The 25,784-nt window shown below is 70.2% G+C and carries 26 protein-coding genes and 1 pseudogene; 19 read left to right on the forward strand and 8 right to left on the reverse strand.

Going from position 1 to position 25,784, the window contains the following annotated elements:
* Positions 1-188: 188 nt before the first annotated feature.
* Positions 189-884: an SDR family NAD(P)-dependent oxidoreductase gene (locus ACQPYK_RS06245; RefSeq protein ID WP_433251564.1), complete on the reverse strand. Its 696-nt coding sequence runs from the start codon at positions 882-884 to the stop codon at positions 189-191.
* Positions 885-973: 89 nt separating this feature from the next.
* Between ACQPYK_RS06245 and ACQPYK_RS06250 the strand changes: the two genes are divergently transcribed.
* Together ACQPYK_RS06250 and ACQPYK_RS06255 are read left to right on the forward strand one after the other, a co-directional pair.
* Complete coding sequence (locus ACQPYK_RS06250) at positions 974-1,573, forward strand: TetR/AcrR family transcriptional regulator (protein ID WP_433251567.1); 600 nt, start codon at positions 974-976, stop codon at positions 1,571-1,573.
* A 67-nt stretch (positions 1,574-1,640) separates the two neighbouring features.
* Positions 1,641-1,892, forward strand: a pseudogene (locus ACQPYK_RS06255) (helix-turn-helix transcriptional regulator); the annotation flags it as partial.
* Positions 1,893-1,981: 89 nt separating this feature from the next.
* Here ACQPYK_RS06255 and coaA read toward each other — a convergent pair.
* Complete coding sequence (coaA, locus tag ACQPYK_RS06260; protein ID WP_433251570.1) at positions 1,982-2,914, reverse strand: type I pantothenate kinase; 933 nt, start codon at positions 2,912-2,914, stop codon at positions 1,982-1,984.
* Between the two features lie 140 nt (positions 2,915-3,054).
* Between coaA and glmS the strand changes: the two genes are divergently transcribed.
* The 11 genes from glmS (at position 3,055) to tsaD (ending at position 13,356) form a co-directional block, all read left to right on the forward strand.
* Positions 3,055-4,899, forward strand: a complete 1,845-nt coding sequence (glmS, locus tag ACQPYK_RS06265) for a glutamine--fructose-6-phosphate transaminase (isomerizing) (RefSeq protein WP_433251573.1) — start codon at positions 3,055-3,057, stop codon at positions 4,897-4,899.
* A 159-nt stretch (positions 4,900-5,058) separates the two neighbouring features.
* Positions 5,059-5,460, forward strand: coding sequence for a holo-ACP synthase (locus ACQPYK_RS06270; protein ID WP_433251576.1), 402 nt, complete (start codon positions 5,059-5,061; stop codon positions 5,458-5,460).
* Between the two features lie 10 nt (positions 5,461-5,470).
* Positions 5,471-6,964 (forward strand): NAD(P)H-hydrate dehydratase, encoded by a 1,494-nt coding sequence (locus ACQPYK_RS06275; RefSeq protein ID WP_433251579.1) that lies wholly within the window; start codon positions 5,471-5,473, stop codon positions 6,962-6,964.
* Complete coding sequence (gene alr, locus ACQPYK_RS06280) at positions 6,961-8,088, forward strand: alanine racemase (protein ID WP_433251582.1); 1,128 nt, start codon at positions 6,961-6,963, stop codon at positions 8,086-8,088. Before ACQPYK_RS06275 ends, alr begins: the two co-directional genes overlap by 4 nt.
* A 20-nt stretch (positions 8,089-8,108) precedes the next feature.
* Positions 8,109-9,173, forward strand: coding sequence for an alpha/beta fold hydrolase (locus ACQPYK_RS06285; protein ID WP_433251585.1), 1,065 nt, complete (start codon positions 8,109-8,111; stop codon positions 9,171-9,173).
* An 88-nt stretch (positions 9,174-9,261) separates the two neighbouring features.
* Positions 9,262-9,705 (forward strand): tRNA (adenosine(37)-N6)-threonylcarbamoyltransferase complex ATPase subunit type 1 TsaE, encoded by a 444-nt coding sequence (tsaE, locus tag ACQPYK_RS06290; RefSeq protein ID WP_433251588.1) that lies wholly within the window; start codon positions 9,262-9,264, stop codon positions 9,703-9,705.
* 221 nt (positions 9,706-9,926) lie between these two features.
* Positions 9,927-10,559, forward strand: coding sequence for a hypothetical protein (locus ACQPYK_RS06295; RefSeq protein WP_433251591.1), 633 nt, complete (start codon positions 9,927-9,929; stop codon positions 10,557-10,559).
* A 15-nt stretch (positions 10,560-10,574) separates the two neighbouring features.
* On the forward strand, positions 10,575-11,141 hold the full coding sequence (locus ACQPYK_RS06300; RefSeq protein ID WP_433251594.1) for a class F sortase: 567 nt from the start codon (positions 10,575-10,577) through the stop codon (positions 11,139-11,141).
* A 58-nt stretch (positions 11,142-11,199) separates the two neighbouring features.
* The gene (gene tsaB, locus ACQPYK_RS06305; RefSeq protein ID WP_433251597.1) at positions 11,200-11,883 is read left to right on the forward strand and encodes a tRNA (adenosine(37)-N6)-threonylcarbamoyltransferase complex dimerization subunit type 1 TsaB; all 684 of its coding nucleotides are present in this window, start codon (positions 11,200-11,202) and stop codon (positions 11,881-11,883) included.
* The gene (gene rimI / locus ACQPYK_RS06310; RefSeq protein WP_433251600.1) at positions 11,880-12,332 is read left to right on the forward strand and encodes a ribosomal protein S18-alanine N-acetyltransferase; all 453 of its coding nucleotides are present in this window, start codon (positions 11,880-11,882) and stop codon (positions 12,330-12,332) included. The genes tsaB and rimI overlap by 4 nt, the downstream gene beginning before the upstream one ends.
* The gene (gene tsaD, locus ACQPYK_RS06315; protein ID WP_433251603.1) at positions 12,325-13,356 is read left to right on the forward strand and encodes a tRNA (adenosine(37)-N6)-threonylcarbamoyltransferase complex transferase subunit TsaD; all 1,032 of its coding nucleotides are present in this window, start codon (positions 12,325-12,327) and stop codon (positions 13,354-13,356) included. The genes rimI and tsaD overlap by 8 nt, the downstream gene beginning before the upstream one ends.
* A 139-nt stretch (positions 13,357-13,495) precedes the next feature.
* On the opposite strand, the gene ACQPYK_RS06320 is transcribed toward tsaD, so the two are convergent.
* From ACQPYK_RS06320 to ACQPYK_RS06335, 4 genes are all read right to left on the reverse strand, one after another.
* On the reverse strand, positions 13,496-14,827 hold the full coding sequence (locus tag ACQPYK_RS06320) for a hypothetical protein (protein WP_433251606.1): 1,332 nt from the start codon (positions 14,825-14,827) through the stop codon (positions 13,496-13,498).
* Positions 14,828-15,019: 192 nt separating this feature from the next.
* Positions 15,020-16,186, reverse strand: coding sequence for a class I SAM-dependent methyltransferase (locus ACQPYK_RS06325; RefSeq protein WP_433251608.1), 1,167 nt, complete (start codon positions 16,184-16,186; stop codon positions 15,020-15,022).
* Between the two features lie 19 nt (positions 16,187-16,205).
* On the reverse strand, positions 16,206-16,844 hold the full coding sequence (locus ACQPYK_RS06330; RefSeq protein WP_433251611.1) for a Uma2 family endonuclease: 639 nt from the start codon (positions 16,842-16,844) through the stop codon (positions 16,206-16,208).
* A 161-nt stretch (positions 16,845-17,005) separates the two neighbouring features.
* Positions 17,006-18,349, reverse strand: coding sequence for an FAD-dependent oxidoreductase (locus ACQPYK_RS06335; RefSeq protein ID WP_433251614.1), 1,344 nt, complete (start codon positions 18,347-18,349; stop codon positions 17,006-17,008).
* Between the two features lie 94 nt (positions 18,350-18,443).
* Here ACQPYK_RS06335 and ACQPYK_RS06340 point away from each other — a divergent pair, with 94 nt between their 5' ends.
* The 5 genes from ACQPYK_RS06340 (at position 18,444) to ACQPYK_RS06360 (ending at position 22,415) form a co-directional block, all read left to right on the forward strand.
* A complete protein-coding gene (locus tag ACQPYK_RS06340; RefSeq protein WP_433251617.1) occupies positions 18,444-18,917 on the forward strand; it encodes a MarR family winged helix-turn-helix transcriptional regulator in 474 nt (157 codons plus the stop codon).
* A gap of 184 nt (positions 18,918-19,101) precedes the next feature.
* A complete protein-coding gene (groES, locus tag ACQPYK_RS06345) occupies positions 19,102-19,413 on the forward strand; it encodes a co-chaperone GroES (protein ID WP_012887898.1) in 312 nt (103 codons plus the stop codon).
* A 90-nt stretch (positions 19,414-19,503) separates the two neighbouring features.
* The gene (groL, locus tag ACQPYK_RS06350) at positions 19,504-21,129 is read left to right on the forward strand and encodes a chaperonin GroEL (protein WP_433251620.1); all 1,626 of its coding nucleotides are present in this window, start codon (positions 19,504-19,506) and stop codon (positions 21,127-21,129) included.
* Between the two features lie 274 nt (positions 21,130-21,403).
* Complete coding sequence (locus ACQPYK_RS06355; RefSeq protein ID WP_433251623.1) at positions 21,404-22,042, forward strand: sigma-70 family RNA polymerase sigma factor; 639 nt, start codon at positions 21,404-21,406, stop codon at positions 22,040-22,042.
* Positions 22,043-22,211: 169 nt separating this feature from the next.
* Entirely contained in the window at positions 22,212-22,415 is a 204-nt protein-coding gene (locus tag ACQPYK_RS06360) for a hypothetical protein (RefSeq protein ID WP_433251626.1), read from the forward strand.
* Here the strand turns inward: ACQPYK_RS06360 and ACQPYK_RS06365 are convergent.
* Both ACQPYK_RS06365 and ACQPYK_RS06370 read right to left on the reverse strand, forming a co-directional pair.
* Positions 22,376-22,753: a DUF5319 family protein gene (locus ACQPYK_RS06365; RefSeq protein ID WP_433251629.1), complete on the reverse strand. Its 378-nt coding sequence runs from the start codon at positions 22,751-22,753 to the stop codon at positions 22,376-22,378. The genes ACQPYK_RS06360 and ACQPYK_RS06365 overlap by 40 nt on opposite strands.
* A gap of 72 nt (positions 22,754-22,825) precedes the next feature.
* Complete coding sequence (locus tag ACQPYK_RS06370) at positions 22,826-23,836, reverse strand: LuxR C-terminal-related transcriptional regulator (RefSeq protein ID WP_433251632.1); 1,011 nt, start codon at positions 23,834-23,836, stop codon at positions 22,826-22,828.
* A 456-nt stretch (positions 23,837-24,292) separates the two neighbouring features.
* On the opposite strand from ACQPYK_RS06370, the gene guaB reads away from it, so the two are divergent.
* Positions 24,293-25,774, forward strand: coding sequence for an IMP dehydrogenase (gene guaB, locus ACQPYK_RS06375; protein ID WP_433251635.1), 1,482 nt, complete (start codon positions 24,293-24,295; stop codon positions 25,772-25,774).
* The last annotated feature ends 10 nt before the right edge of the window (positions 25,775-25,784 follow it).

Below are 25,784 nucleotides of genomic sequence, written 5' to 3' on the forward strand. Positions count from 1 at the left end.
GCTCGGACGAGTCGGCGCATGCTTCAGGGGCGCCCTCGGACTGCTCAGTCGAGTGACCCGATGAATGGACGGATGCGACGCTGTCGGCGTACACCGGGGCTGACGGAATGAGCCGGGCAAACTACGCCCGATTCACTCTGCCCACAACATAAGGAGAGAGGCGCAGCCTGGCGCTTTGACCTGGAGCTCTACCACGGGACGATCTCGCCGTGGCGATCCAGGAACCGCAGGCCGGGGCCGCCGGCCTGCGTTTCGAGGACGTCGACGACGGCCGGGATGCTCTCCTGAGGGCTGAGGGGCGCGTCGGGTCCGCCGAGCCGGGTCTGATTGTGGCCGGGGTCGATGAGCAGCTTGGTCTGTCCGTCGTCGGCATGACGGGTGGCGTAACTGCGCATCAGCTGGTTGAGCGCGGCCTTGCTGGCCTTGTAGAGCTCAAATCCGGGCTCGGTGTTTCGCGAGATGCTGCCCTGCTCAGATGACATGACCGCGACGGTTCCGCCGGGCGCGACGAGTCCGCGGAGGGCCTCAACGGCGCGCAACGGGCTCAACGCGTTGGTGATCATCACCTCGGTGAACATGTCGGTCGAGACCTCGTCGATCGGCAGATCACCTCGGTCGATTGCAGCGTTGACGAAAAGCAGATCGAGTCGACAGCCGGCCAGGCGCTCGCGCAGAGCGGCTAGCTGTTCGGAGTTTGTCATCTCCAACGATTCGACCTTCAGTCGTCCATTCCAGGCATCGGCATTCGCTTGCAGCTCGCCGCCGCTCTGGCGCGTCGTGGCGATGACGCGCCAGCCGCGTCGAGCGAGCTCGTTGGCGAGGACAAGCCCCAACCCTCGAGAGGCTCCGATGATGAGAGCTTGGCGGTTGGACGTGGCGGACACATTCACTCCTTCGCGGTGGGTCCCTCAATCTAGACGCGACGTCGCGTCTAGACAAATGTACGGCACCGCTGACGGGTAGTGTGTCCCGCATGCCCGCCGCGAACTCTCAGCCCCGCAGGGCGCGCTCCGGCCCCAGGCGCGACGAGGCCGCACGTCTGGCCGTGCTTCATGCCGCGGACGACCTGCTCGTCGAGCACGGCTTCGGCGCTCTGACCATCGAGGCGATCGCGCGTCGTGCCGGCGTCGCCAAGCAGACGATCTACCGCTGGTGGCCCTCGAAGGTCGAGATCCTCCTTGACACGCTCATCGAAGACAGCAACAAGCGCCTTCCCGTCCCCACGGACAAGCCCACGGCGGAAAGCATCCGTGGCTACTTGCGCGGCTTCGCGCGATTCCTCGCCCGCGACCCTGCCGGCAAGGTCCTGCTCGCACTCATCGCCCAGGCGCAGCACGATCCCGGCACGGCCCAAAGCTTTCACCAGCGCTATCTCGGTCCACGCCGTGAACGGGAACGCGACATGCTCGTGCGCGGGATCGACGCCGGCGAGATCTCGCCCAGCCTCGGCCCCGACGCCACGATGGACGCTCTTGTCGGCCCGATCGTCTATCGCGCCCTGACGGGGGCGAGCATCCCCCACGGTCTGGTGGACACCCTTGTCGAAGACCTGCTCCGGCCCCGCTCCAACTAGGATCTGTACGGCGTCCGGATCTTCAGATGGGCTGAAGGCTGCGGATCCACAGGATGGCTCCGCGGAGATGGAGGCCGGCGAGGTAGCTGCCGGGAGTCTTGTCGAAGCGAAAGGCCAGACCGTGTTCGCCGAGAGGTTCACCGCCCTGGTGGGCCGGCCGCCGATGACCTACCTGACCTGGTGGCGCATGACCAGTGCCGGACGCCTGCTCCGCGAGAGCGACGCGCCCCTCAAGACCGTCGCCGAGAGTGTCGGCCACACCTCGGAGTTCGCCTTCGCCAAGGCGTTCAAGCGCGAGTACGGCATGCCGCCCGGCCGATACCGCCACCGGACGGGACCGGCGGATACCCGGCTGATACCCGGTCGAGCCGCTGCGGAGGCAGGGTTGTCGCAGGTCCCCGAAGGGGGTCAGACGCGGCGCAGCCGTACCCGGCGGATCGAGTGGTCGGCGCCCTTGCTCAGCACCAGGCCGGCCCTGCCCCGGGTGGGGGCGATGTTCTGCACCAGGTTGCGTTCGTTGACGTCGCGCCAGACGTTCCTGGCGAACGCGGTCGCCTCGTCGTCCGACAGTTCGGCGAGGTATTTGAAGTAGGACTTGGGATCTTCGAAGGCCGTGCGGCGGAGTTTGTGGAAGCGGTCCACGTACCAGGCGCGGATGTGCTCGACCTTGGCGTCCACGTAGATGGAGAAGTCGAAGTAGTCGTTGACCGCGAGCGCGGTGGGCGGGGCGGGCTGCAGGACGTTCAGGCCCTCGACGATGAGGATGTCGGGCTCGCGCACGGTCTGGGTCGCGCCCGGCACGATGTCGTACTCCAGGTGGCTGTAGACGGGGGCGCTCACCTCGGGCAGGCCGGCTTTGACGTCGGCGACGAACCTGACCAGGGCGCGCCGGTCGTAGCTCTCCGGGAAGCCCTTCCTGTGCGTGATGTCCTTCTCGGCGAGGACCTTGTTCGGGTAGAGGAAGCTGTCGGTGGTGATCAGGTCCACCCGGGAGTGCTCGGGCCAGCGGGCCAGAAGGGTGTGCAGCAGCCGGGCGGTGGTGGACTTGCCGACCGCGACGCTGCCGGCGATGCCCAGGATGTACGGCGCGGGCCGCTGGCTGGCCCCGAGGAAGGTGTTGAGCGCCGCGCTGCGCTGCCTGGCCCCGGTGAAGTGCAGGTTGAGCAGCCTGGTGAGCGGCAGGTAGATGTCGGTGACCTCGGCCAGGTCGATCGGGTCGTCGACGCCGCGCAGTTCTTCGAGCTCCTCCTCGGTGAGCGTCAGGGGCGTGTTCTTGCGAAGCTCGCTCCACTGCGCCCGGCTCAGCTCGACGTACGGCGTCGCGTCCCACCCGTTGGCCATAGTCCCGAAGCCTACTGATCGGTCGGAAGGGCTTCCCCGTGGGGACCGTCCTGCCCGATGACAGGCAGGATTCTTGAGCTCTCCGGGGGGTTCTCCATAGGCTCTGCGGCCGATCTTTCTCATGACGAAGGGGGTTGGCCATGTGTGGAATCGTGGGATACGTCGGCCGGCGGCAGGCGGTCGAGGTCGCGATCGAGGGATTGGGGCGCCTCGAATACCGCGGGTACGACTCGTCCGGGATCGCTCTGGTAGGCGCCGACGGGGCGCTGACCGTGGAGAAGCGGGCGGGGAAGCTGGTCAACCTGCGCTCCATACTGGCCACCCGGCCCGCGCCGCCGGCGACGGCGGGGATCGGGCACACCCGGTGGGCCACCCACGGCGCGCCGACCGACCGCAACGCCCATCCGCACACCGACTGCGAGGATCGGATCGCCGTCATCCACAACGGCATCATCGAGAACTTCGCCGAGCTCAGGGCCGAGCTGGAGGACGACGGGCACAAGCTCTTCTCCGAGACCGACACCGAGGTGGTGGCGCACCTGCTGGAGCGGTTCGCCGGGTACGGCCTGGCGGAGGCGATGCGCCGGGTGTGCCGGCGGCTGGAGGGGGCCTTCACCCTGCTCGCGGTCTCGGTGGACGAACCGGACGTGGTGGTGGGCGCACGGCGTAACTCGCCGCTGGTGGTCGGACGCGGGGAGGGGGAGAACTTCCTCGGCTCGGACGTGGCGGCGTTCATCGCCTACACGCGGGAGGCGGTCGAGCTCGGCCAGGACCAGGTCGTGGAGCTGCGGACGTCGAACGTCGCGGTCACCGACTTCCACGGCAACCCCGCGCAGACGCGGAGCTATCACGTGGACTGGGACGCCTCGGCCGCGGAGAAGGGCGGCCACGACCATTTCATGCTCAAGGAGATCGCCGAGCAGCCGAGAGCGGTCGCCGACACGCTGCTCGGCCGGATCGGCCCCGACGGCCGGCTGGTGCTGGACGAGATGCGGCTGTCGGACCAGGAGCTGCGGGACGTCAGCAAGATCATCGTAGTCGCGTGCGGAACCTCCTATCACGCCGGGCTCATCGCGAAGTACGCCATCGAACACTGGGCCGGGGTGCCGTGCGAGGTCGAGCTGGCCAGCGAGTTCCGCTACCGCGACCCGATCCTCAACCGGGACACGCTGATCATCGTGATCACCCAGTCCGGCGAGACGATGGACACGCTGATGGCCGTGCGGCACGCCCGCGAGCAGCGGTCGCGGGTGCTGGCCATCTGCAACGTCAACGGCTCCACGATCCCGCGCGAGTCCGACGCCGTCCTCTACACCCACGCGGGCCCGGAGATCGCCGTCGCCTCCACCAAGGCCTTCCTCACCCAGCTCGTCGCCTGCTATCTCGTGGCGCTCTACCTGGCCCAGGTCCGGGGCACCAAGTTCGGCGACGAGATCTCCCAGATCATCGACCGGCTGGCCGAGACGCCCTCCAAGGTGCAGGAGGTCCTCGCGACCGTGGAACCGGTCCGCGCGCTGGCCCGCTCGCTGGCGAACGAGCGCTGCGTGCTCTTCCTCGGCCGCCACGTGGGCTTCCCCGTCGCGCTGGAGGGGGCGCTGAAGCTCAAGGAGCTGGCCTACATGCACGCCGAGGGCTTCGCGGCGGGGGAGCTCAAGCACGGTCCGATCGCGCTGGTCGACGAAGGTCTCCCCGTCGTGGTCGTCGTCCCGTCCCCGTCGGGCCAGCGCGTGATCCACGACAAGATCGTGTCCAACATCCAGGAGATCCGGGCCAGGGGCGCCAAGACCATCGTCATCGCGGAGGAGGGGGACGGCGCGGTCGAGCCCTACGCCGACACGCTGATCCGCATCCCCGTCGTGCCGACGCTGTTGCAGCCGCTGGTCGCCACGGTGCCGTTGCAGGTCTTCGCCTGCGAGCTGGCCGCCGCCAAGGGGCACGACGTCGACCAGCCCCGCAACCTGGCCAAATCCGTCACCGTGGAGTAGACGTCCGACCCCGAGGCGGTGGTCCACAGCCTGTGGATAACACCTATGGATTACCGGAGCATGGAAAGGGGAAGGGGACTGGATCACCCGACCGGCAGGGCAATCCTTGCCGATCCCCGGAAAACGGTCATGGTGGGCGCGCTTCGCTAACCTGTATTCGTGATCGTGGGCATCGGTGTGGACGTCGTGGACGTGGCCCGGTTCGAGGCGACGCTGAAGCGGACCCCGGGGCTGCGGATGCGTCTGTTCACCGAGGTCGAGCGGGTGCTGGCCACGCAGTCGCTGGCCGCGCGGTTCGCGGCCAAGGAGGCGGTGGCCAAGGCGCTCGGCGCGCCTCCGGGCCTGGCCCATCTGGACGCCGAGGTGCGCACCGGCGAGCACGGCCGGCCGGAGCTGCACGTCAGCGGGCGGGTCGCCGAGGTCGCGGCGGCGCTCGGCGTGACGCGCTGGCACGTGTCGCTGACACACGACGGGGGCGTGGCCATCGCCTACGTGATCGCCGAGGGCCGGGGCGCGTCGGAGCACGCGCCGGACCACGCGCCGCGGACCGGCGCGGGATAGCGTCGGGATCATGCTGACCGCTTACACCGCCGACCGGATCAGGGCGGCCGAGTCGACGCTGATGGCCGGGCTGCCCGAAGGCACACTGATGGAACGGGCGGCCACCGGGCTCGCCGTGATCTGCGCCAGGACACTCGGGCGGGTGTACGGCTCCCGCGTCGTGCTGCTGGTCGGCGGTGGCGACAACGGCGGCGACGCCCTCTACGCCGGAGCGCGTCTGGCCTCCAGGGGGGCCAGGGTGGACGCGGTCCTCGCCGGGACGCGCGTCCACGAAGCCGGGCTCGCGGCCCTGCGGCGGGCCGGCGGCCGGGTGACGACCCCGCGCGCCGCCACACAGGCCGGCGAGCTCATCGGCGCGGCGGACCTGGTCGTGGACGGGCTGGCCGGGATCGGCGGGACCGGGGCCCTGCGCGAGCCGTACGCGACCCTCGCGAGGCTGACCGGCGACGCACGTGGCGCGGTGGTCGCGGTGGACGTGCCGAGCGGGGTGGACGCGAGCAGCGGGCGGATCGAGGGGGCCGCGGTCCGGGCGGACGTCACCGTGACGTTCGGCGCTTACAAGATCGGCCTGCTCGTCGCCCCGGGCTCGGGGAACGCGGGCCGGGTGGAGCTGGTCGACATCGGGCTCGGGCCCCACCTGCCGGGTCCCGAGGCGACCGCGCTGACCGACGACGACGTGGCGGCGATGCTGCCCCGGCCGGACGCGGCCTCCGACAAGTACAGCAGGGGAGTCGTCGGCATCGCGGCCGGAAGCCACCGCTACACCGGGGCCGCGGTGCTGGCCGTCGGCGGGGCGATCCGGGCGGGGGCGGGCCTGGTCCGTTACGCGGGAGTCGCCGAGCCGGTGGACCAGGTGCGGGCCCGCTGGCCCGAGGCCGTGATCACCTCTCTGCGGCCGGGCGAGGGAATCGAGCAGGTGGGCCGGGTGCAGGCATGGGTCCTCGGGCCCGGCCTCGGCACCGAGCCCGAGTCGCTCGCCATCGCCCGCGCGGTGCTGGCGAGCGACGTCCCGGTGCTCGTGGACGCCGACGGGCTCACACTGGTCGCCCGGGACAGGTCGTTGCTCCGGCGGACCGCGCCGGTGCTGATCACTCCGCACGCCGGCGAACTGTCCCGGCTGCTGGACGTGCCGAGGGAGCAGATCGAGGCCCGGCGGCTGGAGCACGTACGGCGGGCCGCCTCGGAGCTGGGCGTGACCGTGCTGCTGAAGGGCTCGACCACGCTGGTGGCAGGCGAGGGCTCGCCGGTCAGGGCCAATCTCACCGGCAGCCCCTGGCTGGCCACCGGCGGCACCGGCGACGTGCTGGCCGGGCTCGCGGGCGCGTTGCTGGCCGGCGGGCTCAGCCCGTACGACGCGGCTTCCTGCGCCGCCCACCTGCACGGGATCGCCGGGCGGCACGGCCCGCTCGCCGCCTGGGACGTCGTCGAGGCCCTCTCCGGGGTCATCGCGTCGATCGCCGATCGACGCCGCGAAGGCGGCCGACCTGCGAGACTGGCAAGATGAGTTTCCCGATGACCCCGGCCGAGGCGCGGGTGGACCTCTCGGCGATCCGGGACAACGTCGCCCTCCTGCGGGACCGCGCCCCCGGCGCCGAGATCATGTTCGCGGTCAAGGCCGACGGTTACGGGCACGGGCTGGTCGCCTGCGGCCGGGCCGGCCTGGAGGGCGGGGCCGCCCGGCTCGGCACCGCCTTCATCCGCGAGGCCCTCGAACTACGGGACGCCGGGGTCACCGCGCCGATTTTGTCATGGCTCATCCCGCCCGGCGAGCCGCTGGAGGAGGCGATCGGCCGGGACGTGGAGCTGTCGGCCGCCACCGTGGCGCTGGTGGATGACATCGCCGAGGCGGCCGGCCGTACGGGCAAGGCCGCCCGGGTGCACCTGAAGGCCGACACCGGCCTCACCCGCGGCGGCGCGACGCCCGCCGACTGGCCGGCGGTGGTGGACCGTGCCATGGCCCGCCAGTCCGACGGCACGATCGAGGTCGTGGGAGTCTGGTCACACTTCGCCTGTGCCGACATCCCCGGACACCCGTCCATCGACGTCCAGCTCACCGCCTTCGACGACGCGCTGGCCGTCGCCGAGAAGGCCGGCGCCGCCGGCTCCCACGTGATCCGGCACATCGCCAACTCGGCGGCCGCGTTGACGCTGCCGCAGGCGCGCTACGACATGGTCCGGCCGGGCATCGCGCTCTACGGGCTGAGCCCCATTCCCGAGCTCGGAGACTTCGGCCTGCGCCCCGCGATGACCCTGGTGGCGCGGCTCGCGCTGGCCAAGCGGACCCCGGCGGGCTCGGGAGTGTCCTACGGGCACCTGCACGTGACCGATCGCGAGACCACGCTCGGCCTCGTCCCTCTCGGGTATGCGGACGGGATCCTGCGGCACGCCACCGATCGGGTGGAGGTGCTGGCGGGCGGCCGGCGACGGCGGATCGTCGGGCGGGTCTGCATGGACCAGTTCGTGATCGACATGGGGGACGACCCGCTGACCGAGGGGGATGAGGTGATCCTGTTCGGCGACGGTTCGCGGGGCGAGCCGACCGCACAGGAGTGGGCGGATTCCCTTGGCACGATCACGCATGAGATCGTGACCAGGATCGGTTCGCGGGTTCCACGCGTTTACCGGTGAGAGGCAGCTCAGGGGGTCGCATGAGTAATACCACACGGCGCAGGGTCGGAATCGCGGGCGCGATCGTCGGTGTGGCGTCGGCCGGGGTGGCCGCCGCGGCCCTGGCCAAGCGTTACGCCGTCGGCCGCATCAGGCTCCGGCCCGACCTGGAGGCCAACGAGCCGCTGGGCGAGCTGCGCGGCCGGCCCACCACGGTCACCACCTCCGACGGGGTGTCCCTCTACGCCGAGGTGGACGGCCCCGAGGACGCCCCGCTGACCGTGGTGCTGTGCCACGGCTACACCCTCAACCTCGACTCCTGGCACTACCAGCGCCGCGATCTGCGTGACTCCTACCGCCTGGTCCTGTGGGACCAGCGCTCCCACGGGCGCTCGCCGCGCGCCACGCCCGAGGACTCGACGATCGACCGGCTCGGCGACGATCTGGCCGAGGTGATCGACGCGCTGGTGCCCGGGCCCTGCGTCCTGGTCGGCCACTCCATGGGCGGCATGACGATCATGGCGCTGGCCGACCGGCACCCCGGGCTGTTCGGTGACAGGATCAAGGGCGTCGCGCTGATCTCCACCTCCTCGGGCAAACTGGCCGAGATCTCCCTGGGGCTGCCCGCGCTGCTGGCCAAGGCGGTGCACAAGATCACGCCGGGCACGGTGTCGGTGCTGGGCCGTAACGGCACGCTGGTGGACAAGAGCCGCGAGGCCGGCAACGACGTGGCCTTCCTGGCCCTGCGCTATCTGGGCTTCGGCGACTCCAAGAACGTCAGCCCCACGGTGGTGGACTTCGCCGAGTCGATGATCCGCTCCACCCCGTTCGAGGTGATCGCCAACTTCTACCCGGCGCTGATGTCACACGACAAGCTGGGCGCGCTGGGTGTCCTGGACGGCCTGCCCACCTCCATCGTGGTGGGCGACAAGGACTGGCTGACGCCCGTGGACCACAGCAAGGCGATGGCGGCGGCCCTGCCCCGGGCCCAGTTCACCGAGGTCCCCGACAGCTCGCACCTGGTCCAGCTGGAACGGCCGACCGTCGTCAACGACGCCCTGCGCGACCTGCTCAAGCGGGCGGCCGCGGACGAGGCCGAGCGGTGAGCCGGGCCGCGGGGCGCGGGCGCGGAGCCTGATCCGCGAAGCCGCCGCGGGACCGCGGCGGCACGACATCAACGGGAGTGATCGAGCAGTGAGAATCGTGGCGACCGCCGAGGAGATGCGGGAGCTGGGCGTGGAGCTCGCCGGGCTGTTGCGCCCGGGAGACCTGGCGGTGCTGTCCGGGCCGCTCGGCGCGGGCAAGACGACCCTGGTCCAGGGCATCGCCGACGGGCTCAAGGTGCGCGGGCCGATCACCTCTCCGACCTTCGTCATCGCCCGGGTGCACCCGTCGCTGTCGGGAGGCCCCGCGCTGGTCCACGCGGACGCCTACCGGCTGGGCGGTGACCTGGAGGTCGACGACCTCGACCTGGACGCCTCGCTGGAGGAGTCGGTGACGGTCGTGGAGTGGGGCGAGGGCCTGGTCGAGGGGCTCACCGACGACCGGCTGGAGATTTCCATCGAACGGGGTCAAACCGGCGAGGAACGGACGGTACGGCTCCGCGGAGTCGGCGCCCGATGGGAGGGCATCGTCTGATTCGCCCCCGTAGCCGCGGGAATCCTGGCACGCTGGCACTACATCCCACTTGATATAGATCATCAGGGTTGAAGATCGACTCTGACGTGTTTGCCCATGTTTAATGGGGGAGTGGTGGGAAGTTGTGCCGGGCGAGGGTCGTCGGCCGGACTGCGGAGTGGAGTGCGACGGTGCCAAGGGTCAAGCGTGTCGCGGTTCTAGGAGCCATCACCCTTTTCGGGATGGCCTGCATGGTCGGGTGCACGGCCGAGGCGAACTCGGGCAGTCCCACGGGAACGGCCTCGCCCACCGCGCCGGGGACGGGGATCAGCCGGCAGGACATCGAGGTCCAGCTGAGCCCGTCCCGCGTCAAGGCGGGGCAGAAGGTGTGGGTGCTGGCCAACTGCCCGATCCCCGAGGGCGGTCCCGAGCACCGCGGCACCGCGTCGTCGCACGTCTTCCGCTCGCCGGTCACGCTCGACCCGATCCTCACGACCCCCACCCCGGCGCCCTCCGCCAGCGCCACCCCCGTGGCCAAGCCGTGGGTCCGAGGTCAGGCGACCGTCGCCACCGGCAGCAAGGCCGGCGACTACGACGTCAACGCCAGGTGCGAGGGGACCAACGACACCGGCAAGGCCAGTCTCAAGGTCGTGACGGACGTCAAGCCCACCTCCAAGCCCACTCCCAGGGACACCCCCACCTCCAGGCCGACCCGGACCGTCATCAGCACCCACGCCCCGGGCACGGGCGGCGGCGGCACCGCGGCCGGCGGCCCGGGTGAGTCGGGCATGCCGTTCGGCGTGACCGGGGCACTGCTGGCGGCCGCCCTCGCCGGCGGCATCGGCCTGGCGGTCGTGCGCCGCCGCCGCTCCTAGCCGCGACCGGTTCCGATGGCCGAATCCTCCCGCTGGTCACGGATCATCGTGGCAGGGGTCATCACCGGCGCCGTCATGGTCGCCTTCAACAGGGGCGGGGGCGAGATCACGGCGCCCGCCCGGTCCTCGATCGTGCCCAGCCGCCTCGACATCCCGTCGCTGGGCATCAGGGCGCCCCTGATGAAGCTCGGCGTGACCGACGGCCAGATCGAGCTTCCGCCGTACGAGAAGCCGGGTACGGCGGGCTGGGTCAAGGACAGCGCGGTCCCGGGCGAGGAGGGGCCCGCGGTGATCCTCGGGCACGTCGACACCAAGACGGCCCCCGCGGTCTTCTTCAAGCTCAAGCAGATCCGGGAGGGGCAGGTAGTCAAGATCGTGCGCAGCGACGGGAAGGTCGCCCAGTACCGCGTGGACTCCGTCGAGCAGGTCGGCAAGGACCGCTTCCCGGCGGACAAGGTCTATCTGGAGGACGGACTCCGGCTGATCACCTGCGGCGGGAACTTCGACTGGGACAAGCACGAGTACCGCGACAACGTGATCGTCTACGCCACCCTGGTCAAGCCGGCCGGCTCCGCGGCCTGACCACGGGACGGCCCCGAAGTGGGCCGGTGCGTCGTCCGACGGGCTAGGCTGACTTTTCGTGCTGGTCCTGGCCTTTGATACCGCGACCCCCGCCGTCACCGCAGCGCTGCACGACGGTGAGAGGGTCCTCGCCGAGTCGACGACCGTTGACGCGCGTCGTCACGGTGAGCTGCTCGTGCCCACGATCGAGACGGTCCTGCGGGAGGCAGGGGTCGTGCTCGGCGACGTCACCGCGGTCGTCGCGGGCGCGGGGCCCGGCCCCTACACCGGCCTGAGGGTCGGTCTGATGACCGCCCAGGCCCTCGCGACGTCACTGGGCGTCCCGGCCTACGGCGTGTGCACGCTCGACGCCGTCGCCTACGGCAGCGGGCTGACCGAGCCGTTCCTGGTGGCCACCGACGCGCGGCGCAAGGAGGTGTTCTGGGGCCACTACGAGGATCTACGGGTCCGGCTGTCCGGGCCGTCGGTGGACAAGCCACAGGACCTGCCCGGCGAGCTTCCCCTCGTCGGCGCCGGCGCGCGGATGTACGCCGAGGTCGTCGGAGCCTCCCGCCTGCTCGACGCGCCCGAATACCCCTTCGCGGGAGCGCTGGCGGCACTGGCCGCCGAGCAGCTCGGTGAGCCGGATGTCCGGGAGGTGGTGGAGAGCGGCACGCATCCCGTGCTGAGCCTTCCCCGTCCCATCTACCTGCGCCGCCCCGACGCCCAGGTGCCTTCGGCACCGAAGAAGGTCTCCACATGAGTGTGGTGCTGCGCCAGATGACCGTCGACGACCTGCCCGCCGTGATGAAGATCGAGAGGGAGACCTTCCCGCGCGACGCCTGGAGCGAGGGCATGCTCCGCGGGGAGCTCGACGACCAGCCCAGAACCCGGCACTACGTGGTGGCGCTGCTGGAGGAGGAGATCATCGGCTACGCCGGGCTCTTCGCGGCCGGGGACCAGGCCGATGTGCAGACCATCGCGGTCTCCGCCCACCGGCGGCGGACCGGCATCGGCGCGGCCATGCTGACCGAGCTGCTGGCGGAGGCCGTACGGCGGAGTGTGCGCGCGGTCTTCCTGGAAGTGCGCGCCGACAACCCGAACGCGCAGGCCATGTACGAACGGTTCGGGTTCGGGCGGATCGGCCTGCGCCGCCGTTACTACGAGGACGGCACCGACGCGATCACGATGAAGAAGGATCTCAATGCGTGACGAACCTCTGGTCCTGGGCATCGAGACCTCCTGTGACGAGACCGGAGTGGGCATCGTCCGGGGGCACACCCTGCTGGCCAACACGATCGCCTCCAGCGTGGAGCAGCACGCCCGATTCGGCGGCGTGGTGCCGGAGGTGGCCTCCCGGGCGCACCTGGAGGCGATGACCCCGACCATCGAGCGGGCCCTGGAGCAGGCGGGCCTGCGCTTCACCGACATCGACGCGATCGCGGTGACCGCCGGGCCGGGCCTGGCCGGCGCCCTGCTCGTCGGCGTCGCCGCAGCCAAGGCCTACTCTCTCGGCCTGGGCGTGCCCCTGTACGGCGTGAACCACCTTGCCGCCCACGTGGCGGTGGACCAGCTCGAACACGGCGCCCTGCCCAAGCCGTGCATCGCCATGCTGGTCTCCGGCGGTCACTCCTCCCTGCTGCTGGTGCCCGACGTGGCCAAGGACATCATCTCCCTGGGCTCCACGGTCGACGACGCCGCCGGCGAGGCGTTCGACAAGGTGGCCCGGGTGCTCGGCCTGCCCTTCCCCGGCGGCCCGCACATCGACCGGGTGGCTCGCGACGGCTCCGGCACGGCCATCGCGTTCCCGCGCGGCAAGCAGGACGACGGAACGCTGGACTTCTCCTTCTCCGGGCTCAAGACCGCCGTGGCGCGCTGGGTGGAGGCCCGCCAGCGCGGCGGCGAGCCGGTGCACGTGCCCGACGTGGCGGCCTCCTTCCAGGAGGCCGTGGTCGACGTGCTGACCCGCAAGGCCCTGCAGGCGTGCCGCACGCACGGCGTGCGGGACCTGTTGATCGGCGGCGGCGTGGCGGCCAACTCCCGGCTGCGGGCCCTCGCCCAGGAGCGCTGCGACGCCGCCGGCGTACGGCTGCGCGTCCCCCGCCCGGGGCTGTGCACCGACAACGGGGCCATGGTGGCCGCGCTCGGCTCCGATCTGGTGGCGGCCGGCATCGCCCCGTCCCTGCTGGACATCCCCGCCGACTCCTCGCTTCCGATCACCACCGTCCACGTGTGACCCCGTCCCCGTGCGGGGCACGGGTCTCGCGCGAGGGTGGGGCCGCACACGGGGCGGGTCGGTCCGGGTGAGGCTTTCCTCCGTCGGTCTCCCGAGGCTTCATGGGGGACGGGCGGAGGCCGGCGAGGGGCGTGCCGGGTCAGTCCTTGTCATTGCGGGTGGGGCGCAGGAGCGCCTCGGCCAGGGCCAGCATGGTCTCCTCCAGCGCGCCGAGGCGTCGGGTGAGGTCGGTGCGGGCGGGCTCCATCGTCTCGCTGAGGGCCTCGGCGAGCTGCTCGCGGTCGGGCTGGGCACGCAGCAGGTCGGCCAGCGGGAGAAGGGCGGCCTGGGTCTGCACGACGCGCTCGTCCAGGGCGTCGAAGCGTCTGGCGTGATCGCCGGTCTGCTCGCCGATGATCTCTCCGATGTTCAGGGTCGCGGGCAGCCGGCCCACGTGCCGGTCGACCGCCTCGACCCGCTCGTCGACGGTCTCCAGCCTCAGCCCGATCTTCTCGGCCTGGCCTTCCAACGTGCACAGGCGGGAGTCGACGACGTCGACACGGCTGGTGACCCGGCCCTCGACGTCGTCGAGGCGCTCGTCGAGCGTGTCGAAACGCCCGTCATGGCGGGTGGTGACCTCGCCGAGGTGGGAGCCCACGCCCGTCATCCGCTCGTCCAGCGCGCTCAGGCGCCCGTCGATCCCGCTCAACCGGCCGTCCAGCCCCTCGATCCGGCCCTCCACGCCGTCGGCCCGGCCGTCCATCCGGCTCACGAGCAGGTCGACCCGGCCGTTGACCTGCTCGACCGCGGCGAGCAGGCGTTCGGCCGCGTCGCCGACGGCTTCTCGCACGCTCGACGACAGCTCGGCCATCCCCGACTCAAGACGCTCGGCACGCTGGGCGAGGTCGCCCAGCGACCTGTCCAGGCGGGTGAAGCGGTTGGCCGCCGCCTCCATGTTCGTCTGGATCTGGCCGAGGCGCTTGGTGACGTCGCCCATCCGGTCGCCGACGCCCCGGGTGTCGTCGGCGACCGACTGCAGGCGGGTGAGAACCTCCTCGACGTTCTCGCCGACGGTGCCGACATCGGCCCACAGGCTCGGCAGCTCCCCGATGGGGGTGACCCGGTCGCGGACGGAGTCGACGCGCTGGCCCACCGAGCCGACGCGCTCGCCCACGGCGTCCACGTGGTCACGGACCGCCTCGACGTGCTGGGCGAGGCCCTCGGCCCATGCCGGCGGACGCACGGCGATGTCGTCCAGGCGGCCGTGGACGGATTCCAGCGTGCCGTTCAGCCCGCCGAGCTCGCGCTCCCTGACCTCGCGCAGCAGCCACTCCATGCCTTCCAGACGCTGACGGATCTCATCCAGCACGGCGCCCTGGGTGCGCTGTTCGTACACGTGATCCTGGGCGGCGCGGGCGAGGAGCTCGCGCATCCGGTCGGAGATGGCGGTCTGACTGCCTGCCTGGAGCAGGGTGTGGTCGGAGTGATCCACCGAAAGCTCCTTCACTCGCCGACGGTCAGCCGCGCGGTGGGATTGGTCCGGTTTGCTAATGAACGCGGTTGAACCGCAGGCGCGGGAAGAACTCCCGCCCGGCAACCCTAGCGTTTGGATCAAGGTTTTTCAGAGCGGAATTTAAAAGATCGTGATTGTCGGTTGATTGTCCGAATTCGCCGTTTTGGCAGGTCAAGAAGGGGCGCAGATGAGGGCGAACGGCCTTTCGATAATCCGGGTGAGAATGACCACCGCGGATTTGTCGCCAGAAAGCCGTAAATCTTTTCGCAGGCGCTCGATGTCCACCGCCGAACCGCGCTTTTTGAGCGTCGCGTTGCCGACCCCGCGCTCGCGCAGCGCCGCCCGCAGCCGTTTGAGCGAGAACGGCAGCACCTCGTGGACCTCGTACCGGGACGCCCACGGCGTCCGCGACGCGGCGTCCCCGGTGATGTAGGCGATGTGCGGATCGAGCAGGTGGCCGCCGACCATCGCGGCGATCTCCGCGACGAGATGCGCCCGGATCGCCGCGCCGTCCGGCTCGTACACGTAGCGGCCGACGGGACCGTGCTCGGCCCGGCCGAGCTCCGGGTCGGGCGTCAGCGTCGCGCCCGTGGGCAGGATCGTGGCCCTGCGCTCGGTCTGGCCCGCCAGATCGCCGCACCAGATCACGGCCTCCTTGACATCGCCCTTGTAGGAGACCCACTCGGCCTCGGCGCCGGTGGGGATGAACTCGTAGGGGATGCCCGGGGCGACCTTCAGGCAGGCCGCCCGCGCCTTGGCGACCATCTCCAGCACCTCGGGCCAGGGCGGTGAGTAGGCCATCGGGTCGAAGGTCCGCCCCCGCGCGGTACGGCGGGCCGGATCGGCGAACAGGACGTCGAAGGCGGCCGGATCGATCGTGGCGGCGTCGGCCGCGCGGACCGAGACCCGGTCTCGGAAACCGAGGGCGTCGGCGTTGGCCCGGGCGATCGCGGCGGTGAGCGGGTCGGCGTCCACGGCCTCCACCTCGCATCCCGCCCGGGCGAGCGCGAGGAGGTCGCCGCCGATGCCGCAGCAGACGTCGGCGACCCGGGAGCCGGGAGAGATGCGGCGGGCCCGGTGGTCGGCGACCTCACGGCGGGTGGCCTGCTCCAGGCCGTTCGGCGTGAAGTACATCAGATCGGCGTCGGCGCCGAACTTCTCCCGTGCCCGACGCCGGAGCGTGGCCTGGGTGAGCGCGGCCGAGGTGAGGCCGGCGTCGTAGGTCTTCCTGAGCCGTGTCACCGCAGCCACGGGGTCGTCGCCCGCCAGCTCGGCGGCCGCCCCCAAGGCCTCCTGGCCGCGCGGCGTCAGTAACTCCCGGAATGCGTCAAGGTCCACGTCGTCCGACGTTACCGCCTCAGCTCAGGAGGTCGGCCAGGTCGATTTCGATGGGAAACGGCACCTCGACCGAGAGCCTGCCGTGGTGGATGCCGGTGGGGACGTAGACGCACGTGGCGGGATCGAGCTCGTAGACGTAGACGACCGGCTTGCCGGCTTCTTCCTCGATGCGCCAGAAATGCGCTATTCCAGCTCCGGCGTAACGTCGCGGCTTCACCTCGCGATCACGCAGCTTGGACTCGGGCGAGACCACCTCCACGACCAGATGGACCTCCTCGGGGACGTATGACGTGCGGTCGTGATCATGATTCAGGGCTGCGTCGATGAGCAGCACATCGGGACAGGGGCGTTGTCTCACGCCGAGCGTGACGTCCATCTGGGTGGCCACCGCGAGCCGCTCGGGCGCCTGGGCCTCGAAGCTGCTCGCAAGCCTGCGGATCACGACATCGTGGAAGCGCTTCTGGGGGGACATGAAGATGAGGGCTCCGTCGACGAGTTCTACGTGCTTGAAGAAGTCCAGCTCGCCGTTGGGACCTTCGTCGGGAAGGCGGTCGAGGTCGTCGGCCGTCCATCCCCTGCCCGGGGGATAGGGCCAATTGTCGAGCAGGTCGCCGACCTCGCTCAGCGTGCCCGTTTCCTCGCTTATCGTGCTGGTCACGCCGTCCACCGTAGCGTCGCCGTCGTTACCGTGCGTGCTCATTGGTTTACATTCCTGTCGGAGGTCGCCTCGTCCTCCCGTATGTTCCCCGAATCCCGGGCCGGCGTCGCTGGGAAGTGGAGCGGTTCGCATGTGGCCCGGGAGCTCGAAGGGTGCGCGGGTCACACGTCGGCGCCCCGGTAGGCCGTCAGGTCGCCGATGAACTTGCGCCTCAGTGCCGGGACCAGGGCGGTCGTCCTGAAGAACGCCCGGGTGGCGGCGAGGACCAGGCGTCCGACGACGGGCCGGTGGAGCGGGTCGTCGCCGCCGGTGCCGTTCTGTGCGAGGGAGTCGGCGACGCGGGCGAAGCCGTACGGGATCATCTCGGCCTCGTAGGCGCCCACCGCCTCCAGTGCGGTCTTGTCGCCGGCGTGCGCGGCGACCAGCTCTCGGCACAGGAGCATGGCGTCGCGCAGGGCGGTGTTGGCGCCGACGCCGTGGCCGGGGGTCATGGTGTGGATGGCGTCGCCGAGCAGCGTGACGCCGGTGGTCTTCCACGGAGGGATCGGCACCGAGGTGCGGATGTTGACGGGGAAGCAGCTTCCGGGGTCGGCGGCCTCGAACAGCTCGCGCATGTGCGGGTGCCAGTCCCGGGTCATGTCCAGGACCAGTCGCTTGAGCTCCTCGCCGCGCATCCGCAGCACGTCGGGCGGGAACTTGTCGGTCGCGGCGGAGAAGCCCCAGTTGATGTAGTCGCGGGTGTTGTCGTACAGCAGGCCGGGCCACCGCTCGATCAGCTCGGCGTCGTTGCCGCCGACGGTGTGCTTGAGCGAGCCGTCGCGGTCCCACTTGAACTCCATGACGTGCCAGATGCAGAACCGTCCTTTGGGGGCGAAGGTCAGGGAGATCCCCTCGAACGCCTCGGCCGGCAGCAGCGCCCTGGTCCGGGCGGTGATCTCGACCTTGGCCGAGATCGCGATGACGCCGGTGTCCTTCACCTCGGCGTGCGGCAGGTACTGCCGGCGGACCCTGGAGCCGGTGCCGTCGGCCGCGACGAGCACGTCGCCGGTGGCGCGGGAGCCGTCGGCGAAGAAGGCGGTCACCGTGCCGTCCTCGTGCAGCTCGTAGTGGGTGAACTCCTTGCCGTGATGGACGACGTCGTCCATGCCGGTGAGCAGCACCTGGCGCAGGGTCATCCGGGAGACCGAGCGCTCGCTGTCGACCGGGTCGTCGTTCGGGAGGAGCTCGAACGACGCGGTCGTCCGCAGTCCCTCGGTCAGCACGTTGAAGAACTTCGGCGACCGGGCGCAGGTCGCGACGTAGGTGTCGAACAGCTCGGGCGGCAGGCACTCCTTGAGCGCGCGGTTGCCCATGGGGTCGATGCCGACGCGGTAGCCGTACAGGCCGTCGGAGCGAGTCTTGTGGCGCTCGTAGACGGCGACCGAGACTCCGGCCCGCTTGAGGCCCTGGGCCAGGCACATCCCGCCGGTGCCCGCGCCGATGACGATCACATGGAGAGGACGCAAGACGACTCCTTCGTTTTCCCTTGAAAAGCTTGTAGCTTGATGTTCGAGACATATTTATCTTGATGATCGAGAGGCTTGAATGTCAAGAGAAAACATGGGCGAGCTCATATCCGCGCTCGGCGAGGAGATCCAGGCGAACCAGGCGGCGGTGGACGCCTTCGACGAGGCGGCGGCCGTCTGTCTAGGGGTCAACCGCACCGACCTGCGATGTCTGGAGATCCTGATGCGGCGCGAGGCCGTCACGCCCAGCGTCCTGGGGGCGGAGCTGGGGCTGACCACGGGCAGTGTGACCGCGATGCTCGACCGGCTGGAGAGGCTGGGCCACCTCACGCGCTCACCCGATCCCGGTGACCGCCGCAAGGTCGTCGTGCGGGCCACCCCCGAGGCCGTCGGAAAGGCGATGGAGCTCTACGGCCCGATCGTCGAGGCGGGGCGCGGCATCACCGCCGGATACTCCGAGGCCGAACTCCGGGTCATGGTGGACTTCCTGCGGCGCTCCCGCGAGCTGTACGAGGAGCAGATCGCACGCGTTAGGGGCCTGCCGGCGGTGGTGCGGCGGCGGGGGTGACGTTCGCGGGAAGCGCAGACGGGCGGTTCGTGTTGACTGTCAAGGCCTCCTTGCATACTGTTCCGTATTGGCACTCTCCCCTTGAGAGTGCCAACTAATATGCGACGAGGCAGGTCTGACATCCGCGACGGCAGACCGCTGGTCGCCTCTTCTAGATCATCCAAATCTGAAGGGGAGGTCCGACGTGACGACCGCCACCAAGGTTCCCGTTAAGCCGCTCGGCGACCGCATTGTGGTCCAGCCGCTTGAGGCCGAGCAGACCACCGCTTCCGGCCTCGTGATCCCGGACACCGCCAAGGAGAAGCCGCAGGAGGGCAAGGTCCTCGCGGTGGGCCCCGGCAACTGGGACGAGGACGGCGACAAGCGTATCCCGCTCGACGTCAAGGAGGGCGACATCGTCCTCTACAGCAAGTACGGCGGCACCGAGGTGAAGTACGGCGGCGAGGAGTACCTCGTGCTCTCCGCTCGCGACGTGCTCGCCATCATCGAGAAGTAGTTCTCGCTTCATAAAGATGACGTATCGAGCCCCGGGCCGCGCGAGCGCCCGGGGCTTTGATGCGCCGACGTACTTTTAGAGAGGATTGACATGCCGAAGATCCTGTCGTTCGAGGAGGACGCCCGCCGCGCTCTCGAGCGTGGCGTGAACGCCCTGGCGGACGCCGTGAAGGTGACCCTCGGTCCGCGCGGCCGCAACGTCGTCATCGACAAGAAGTTCGGTGCGCCGACCATCACCAACGACGGTGTCACCATCGCCCGTGAGGTCGAGCTGGAGGCGCCGTACGAGAACCTCGGCGCGCAGCTCGCCAAGGAAGTCGCCACCAAGACCAACGACGTCGCCGGTGACGGCACGACCACCGCGACCGTCCTGGCCCAGGCGATGGTCCGCGAGGGTCTGCGCAACGTCGCCGCCGGCGCCCAGCCGCTCTCGCTCAAGCGCGGCATCGACCTCGCGGCCAAGGCCGTCAGCGACAAGCTGATCGAGTCCGCCCGTCCGGTCGAGGACAAGAAGGAGATCGCGAACGTCGCGACGATCTCCGCCCAGGACGCCAAGATCGGCGAGCTGATCGCCGAGGCGTTCGACAAGGTGGGCAAGGACGGCGTCATCACCGTCGAAGAGTCCAACACCATGGGCCTGGACCTGGAGTTCACCGAGGGTCTCCAGTTCGACAAGGGTTACCTGTCGCCCTACATGGTCACCGACCAGGAGCGCATGGAAGCGGTCCTGGAGGACCCCTACATCCTGATCACGCAGGGCAAGGTCTCCTCCGTCGCCGACTTCCTGCCGCTGCTGGAGAAGGTCGCGCAGACCAAGAAGGCGCTGCTCGTCATCGCCGAGGACGTCGAGGGCGAGGCCCTGGCCGTCCTGGTCACCAACAAGATCCGCGGCACCTTCACCTCCGTCGCCGTCAAGGCGCCGGGCTTCGGTGACCGCCGCAAGGCCATGCTGCAGGACATCGCGATCCTCACCGGCGGCGAGGTCGTCAGCGAAGAGGTCGGCCTCAAGCTGGAGAACGTCGGCCTCGAGGTCCTCGGCACCGCCCGCCGCGTCGTGATCACCAAGGACGCCACCACCGTCGTGGACGGCGCCGGCGACCAGCAGGCGATCTCCGACCGGGTCAGGGAGATCCGGCACGCCGTCGAGCAGTCCGACTCCGACTGGGACCGCGAGAAGCTCCAGGAGCGCCTGGCCAAGCTCGCCGGCGGTGTCTCCGTGCTGAAGGTCGGCGCGGCCACCGAGGTGGAGCTCAAGGAGAAGAAGCACCGTCTCGAGGACGCCATCTCCGCGACCCGCGCCGCGATCGAGGAGGGCATCGTCTCCGGCGGTGGCTCCGCTCTCATCCACGTCGCCAAGGTCCTCGACGACCTGGGTCTGTCCGGCGACGAGGCGACCGGTGTCGCCGTGGTCCGCAAGGCGCTCATCGAGCCGGCTCGCTGGATCGCCGAGAACGCCGGCCGTGAGGGCTACGTCGTGACGACCAAGGTCTCCGAGCTCTCCGCCGGTCAGGGCTTCAACGCCGCCACCGGCGAGTACGGCGACCTGATCGCCCAGGGCGTCATCGACCCGGTCAAGGTCACCCGCTCGGCCGTCCAGAACGCCGCCTCCATCGCCGGCATGCTGCTGACGACCGAGGCCCTCGTGGTGGACAAGCCCGAGGAGGAGGCCCCGGCCGCCGCCGGCGGTCACGGCCACGGTCACGGCCACGGCCACTGATCTCCACCGATCCGGTACGGCTCGCGCTCCCCTCGGGGGCGCGAGCCGTTTCGTTTTCCGGTAAACCGAAAGGGGCCCCAAAGCGTCACGGCGCGTCGCGCGGAAGGCCAAACGTCCTTCTAACAAATAGCCGACTTATTTGTCTATCAAGTGAAATATTTACGCATACTAAGAGCCTTGCTGTCGCCATTCGATTACGCCCCGTTATCTCCGCCTCAATGTGACCAATCCGTAGCCGTTCGCCATGACGACAGGCCCTATCGGGGCGGGCATCATGCCTAACGTGACCGAGGGATGCGTCGCCGACGCCAAAAGTGGGGTAAGGCTTGCGACGAGATCTGAGGGGATCGCCCATAGGGATGATCTCAAGGATCTGACGAGCCTCGCCGTTCAGGGAGATCGCACCGCGATCGAAACCCTGATCGCGCAGTTACGGCCAATGGTCGTCCGTTATTGTCGTGCTCGTCTCGGCCGGGTTTCCGGTCAGTACCACATCGCGGACGACGTGGCTCAGGAGGTGTGCATCGCGGTGCTGTCCGCGCTGCCCCGATACCGGGACATGGGGCGCCCGTTCGCGTCCTTCGTCTTCGGCATCGCCTCCCACAAGGTGGCCGACGCGTTGCGCAGCTCCGTGCGCTCCGCCGTACCCACCCAGGACCTTCCGGACGGGCCCGACGAGGGGCCCGGCCCCGAGGAGACCGTGGTCCGCTACATCGAGGCCGAGCACGCCCGCAGACTGCTGTCCAGGCTCCCGGACAACCAGCGCCAGCTGCTCATGCTCCGAGTGGTGTCGGGCCTGTCCGCCGAGGAGACGGGTAATGTGCTCGGCATGTCACCGGGTGCGGTTCGTGTTGCGCAGCACCGGGCGCTGGCCCGGCTGCGAGCGATGGCGGAGCTGGAGTCGATAGCTTGACCGCGGAGCAGTCGAGCCGGCGGGGGAGGCGCGGAGCGCGCGGCGTGGCCCCTGGGGCCGGCGAGGGTGCCGGGCCGGGGCGGAGCGAGGGCCCCGGGGCCGGCTCGGGCCTTGCGCGAGCACGGGGCGGGGCGGGTGCGGCCGGCGCGGATGCCGGGCGGGCGCGGCCATGACGACGGTCCATCCGCGACGTCCGGTCCGTAGATACGGGCCGGAGGAGGATCCGGCCCTGGCCGGGACCGACGCCGTCCTGGAGGCACTCTCCCGCAGGGAGGCCGTCTCCACATCCGACGTCGCCGTCAGGCTCCTGTCCGCGCTGATCGACGACGTCGATCAGCGGTGTTCTTCGGTGTCGATCACACCGTCCACGTAGCCCCTGGCGTACTCCCAGCTGACGTAGTCGGTGGGGTTGGGCTGGTAGGCGGGCTCGTGCACCTGGGGCTGGCCGTTCTCGATCATCTGGCGCAGGTTGCCGCGCAGCAGCTCCCAGTCGAAGTAGTGCTGATCGCCGCACTCCGGGCAGTCGAGGACCAGGCCGAGCACCCCCTGGGGCTCGAGCAGGGAGCGGAAGACCTCCACGTCGGCGAGGTCGGTCATGGCCTCGTCGCGTTCGGCCGAGGTCAGCGGCTCAGGATCGTCTGGCTCTCCCAGCGCCGCCGCCGGGTCGTCGGGGTCATCCGCGAACGGGTCGCGAGGGACGTCGTCGAGCACGATTCCACCTTATGGCCTTGATGCGGCCAACAACCCCCGAACTACACCAGTCGCCCATGAGTGAGCCTCGGACTACACCAGCCACCCACGGCGGGCGGCCTCCACACCCGCCTGGAAGCGCGACTGCGCGCCGAGTTCGGCCATGGCGCCGGCGAACCGGGAACGCACCGTCCGGACCGAGACGCCCAGCTGCCGGGCGATCGTCTCGTCGGAGACGCCCTGGGCCGCCAGCCGCAGCACCCGCACCACGCCGTCACCGCCGTGCGTCCACGGCAGCGGCGTCGCGCGCGCCCACAGCTCGTCGAAGAGCGAGCGCAGCGCGGCCACCACGACGGCGGCCCGCACCAGGTGGAAGTTGTAGGCGTTCTCCGCCAGCGTGCCGCCCCATTGGGCGGGCATGCCCGCGGCGTCGGTCCCGGCGATCAGGAACCAGCTCGGCATCACGTCGAGGGTGCGGACCCGGGCCCCCGCGCTCTCGAACTGGTCCAGCTTGTCGCGCAGGCCGGACGTCTGCAGCGTGTGGACCGGGATGAGGAGCTTGGAGGAGAGCAGGCCGCCGCGCTGGGCCGCGATCCACTGGTCGGCGTAGCGGTGCGCGAAGTCGTTCACCGTCCGGCTGTCGGGGATGACCGACAGCAGCTCCAGCGGCGGCGCCTGGACCGCCATGCCGATCACGCTCTCGTAGAGCTCGTCGGCCCCGCCGACCAGGTCCACCGCGAACTGGCCGCTCTGGTAGTCGCGTCCGGCGTCGTACTGATGGATGAAGCCGCGGATCGACCCGAGCACGGTGTCGATCCTGCGGCTCTCCGCGGCGAGCCGGTCCAGCCGCTCGGCGACCAGGTAGCCGAGGGCCGCGGCGGGGTGCCTGGCGAGATACTCCCCGCCCTGCTCGTCGACCACGCCCAGCCGTACGAGGATGGCCAGCTCGCGCCGCAGCGACTCAGGCGAGTGGTCGGTGGCCGCGGCGAGCTCGGCGCAGGTGGCGCGATGCAGGCGCAGGACCGCGTTGTACAGCGTGCTCTGCCCGGGAGTGAGGCCCAGGCTTTCCAGCGGATCGGGCATTGAGGGTGTGTCGGTGCGCATCGGGGAGGAACTCCTGAGGTGACACGATCCCGAGAGAATAGCCCGGCGAATCACCCCTGTCCGGGCATTGCGCCGACTGGCATATCGGAGGCGCGACCACATGACGGGCCTATGGCACGCCACTCATGGCCGCTCCCGCCGGAGCCCGGCGCCCCGCCCCGGTGCAGCTTCGTGCAGTTGCACCTTTGCCCATTGCGGGGCGAACCGTCGGTGACGCAGTCTTTACACAGCGTCGGCATCGGTCACGGGCCACGGCGCCGCCCGAACGCGGAGGGGGGTTCGGCGGCACGGGGGCGTCCCGTGACGGTGCCGGTGACCGGGGGACCGGGCGGGTCACCGACCGCTCGGTCCCTCACCTTCCCCGGTGTCCCCCAGGTTTGGAGCCAGACCCTAAACTATGACCAGGGGGCCGGCGCCTTTCCCCACCTTGAGAGCGCCGCGGCAGGAGGGTTGCAGATGGCCAAGTTCACCGAGCAGGGGCTCACGTTCGACGATGTGCTCCTGGTGCCCGCGTATTCGGATCTGCAGCCCGGCGAGGCCGACACCGCCACGCGGCTGTCGCGAGGGATCACCCTGCGCATCCCGCTGATCTCGGCGGCGATGGACACCGTGACCGAGGCCCGGATGGCGGTGGCGATGGCCCGCCAGGGCGGCATCGGCATCCTGCACCGCAACCTCTCCATCGAGGACCAGGCCCAGCAGGCCGACCTCGTCAAGCGCTCCGAGGCCGGGATGGTCACCAACCCGGTCACCTGCTCGCCGGACGACACCCTCGCCGACGTCGAGCGCCTGTGCGCCACCTACCGGATCTCCGGCGTCCCGGTGACCGACCGGGCCGGCGTGCTCGTCGGCATCGTCACCAACCGCGACATGCGCTTCGAGACCGACCACGGCCGTCCGGTGCGCGAGGTCATGACCCCGATGCCGCTCGTCACCGCGCCGGTCGGAGTCTCCAGGGACGGCGCGTTCGAGCTGCTCAGGAAGAACAAGATCGAGAAGCTCCCGCTGGTCGACGCCGGCGGGCGGCTTCGCGGGCTCATCACCGTCAAGGACTTCACCAAGAGCGAGCAGTACCCGCTCGCCACCAAGGACGCCGACGGCAGGCTCGTCGTGGGGGCGGCCATCGGCGTCGGGGGCGACGCCGAGAAGCGGGCGATGGCGCTGGTGGAGGCCGGTGTCGACGCCATCATCGTGGACGTCGCCCACGGCCACTCCAAGGGCCTCGCCGACATGATCTCCAAGATCAAGGCCAACAGCCGGGTCGAGGTGATCGGCGGCAACATCGCCACCCGTGCCGGCGCCCAGATGCTGATCGACGCCGGGGCCGACGCGGTCAAGGTCGGCGTCGGACCGGGCTCCATCTGCACCACCCGCGTGGTCGCCGGCGTCGGCGCCCCGCAGGTGACGGCCATCCACGAGGCCTCCCTGGCCGCCGGCCCGGCAGGGGTGCCGGTGATCGGCGACGGCGGCCTCCAATACTCCGGAGACATCGTCAAGGCCATCGCGGCCGGCGCCGACACGGTGATGCTCGGCTCGCTCCTGGCGGGCTGCGAGGAGTCGCCGGGTGAGCTGATCTTCATCAACGGCAAGCAGTTCAAGTCCTATCGCGGGATGGGCTCGCTCGGCGCGGTCCGCAACCGCGAGCGCGGCGGCACCTCCTTCAGCAAGGACCGCTACGCCCAGGCCGACGTCGGCGGCGATGACAAATACATCCCCGAGGGCATCGAGGGTCAGGTGCCCTACCGGGGCCCGGTCTCGGCGGTCGCCCACCAGCTCGTCGGCGGCCTGCGCCAGGGCATGTGGTACGCCGGCTGCCGCACGATCGCCGACATGCACACCAGGTGCGAGCTCATGCCGATCACGGCCGCGGGCCTGAAGGAGAGCCACCCGCACGACATCCAGATGACGGTCGAGGCGCCGAACTACCACCGTCGATAGAGTCTGTCGC

It is taken from the genome of Streptosporangium sp. CA-135522 (assembly GCF_050949235.1).
In the GTDB taxonomy this organism is placed as follows: domain Bacteria; phylum Actinomycetota; class Actinomycetes; order Streptosporangiales; family Streptosporangiaceae; genus Streptosporangium.

Bases quoted from the DNA above. Each gene is read 5' to 3' on its own strand.
- ACQPYK_RS06360 (WP_433251626.1), top strand. From the start codon at position 22,212: ATGACGACGGTCCATCCGCGACGTCCGGTCCGTAGATACGGGCCGGAG.
- ACQPYK_RS06370 (WP_433251632.1), bottom strand. From the start codon at position 23,836: ATGCGCACCGACACACCCTCAATGCCCGATCCGCTGGAAAGCCTGGGC.
- glmS (WP_433251573.1), top strand. From the start codon at position 3,055: ATGTGTGGAATCGTGGGATACGTCGGCCGGCGGCAGGCGGTCGAGGTC.
- ACQPYK_RS06295 (WP_433251591.1), top strand. From the start codon at position 9,927: ATGGCCTGCATGGTCGGGTGCACGGCCGAGGCGAACTCGGGCAGTCCC.
- ACQPYK_RS06300 (WP_433251594.1), top strand. From the start codon at position 10,575: ATGGCCGAATCCTCCCGCTGGTCACGGATCATCGTGGCAGGGGTCATC.
- alr (WP_433251582.1), top strand. From the start codon at position 6,961: ATGAGTTTCCCGATGACCCCGGCCGAGGCGCGGGTGGACCTCTCGGCG.
- tsaD (WP_433251603.1), top strand. From the start codon at position 12,325: ATGCGTGACGAACCTCTGGTCCTGGGCATCGAGACCTCCTGTGACGAG.
- ACQPYK_RS06275 (WP_433251579.1), top strand. From the start codon at position 5,471: ATGCTGACCGCTTACACCGCCGACCGGATCAGGGCGGCCGAGTCGACG.
- groL (WP_433251620.1), top strand. From the start codon at position 19,504: ATGCCGAAGATCCTGTCGTTCGAGGAGGACGCCCGCCGCGCTCTCGAG.
- coaA (WP_433251570.1), bottom strand. From the start codon at position 2,914: ATGGCCAACGGGTGGGACGCGACGCCGTACGTCGAGCTGAGCCGGGCG.
- guaB (WP_433251635.1), top strand. From the start codon at position 24,293: ATGGCCAAGTTCACCGAGCAGGGGCTCACGTTCGACGATGTGCTCCTG.
- ACQPYK_RS06250 (WP_433251567.1), top strand. From the start codon at position 974: ATGCCCGCCGCGAACTCTCAGCCCCGCAGGGCGCGCTCCGGCCCCAGG.
- ACQPYK_RS06285 (WP_433251585.1), top strand. From the start codon at position 8,109: ATGAGTAATACCACACGGCGCAGGGTCGGAATCGCGGGCGCGATCGTC.
- ACQPYK_RS06355 (WP_433251623.1), top strand. From the start codon at position 21,404: ATGCCTAACGTGACCGAGGGATGCGTCGCCGACGCCAAAAGTGGGGTA.
- rimI (WP_433251600.1), top strand. From the start codon at position 11,880: ATGAGTGTGGTGCTGCGCCAGATGACCGTCGACGACCTGCCCGCCGTG.
- ACQPYK_RS06340 (WP_433251617.1), top strand. From the start codon at position 18,444: ATGGGCGAGCTCATATCCGCGCTCGGCGAGGAGATCCAGGCGAACCAG.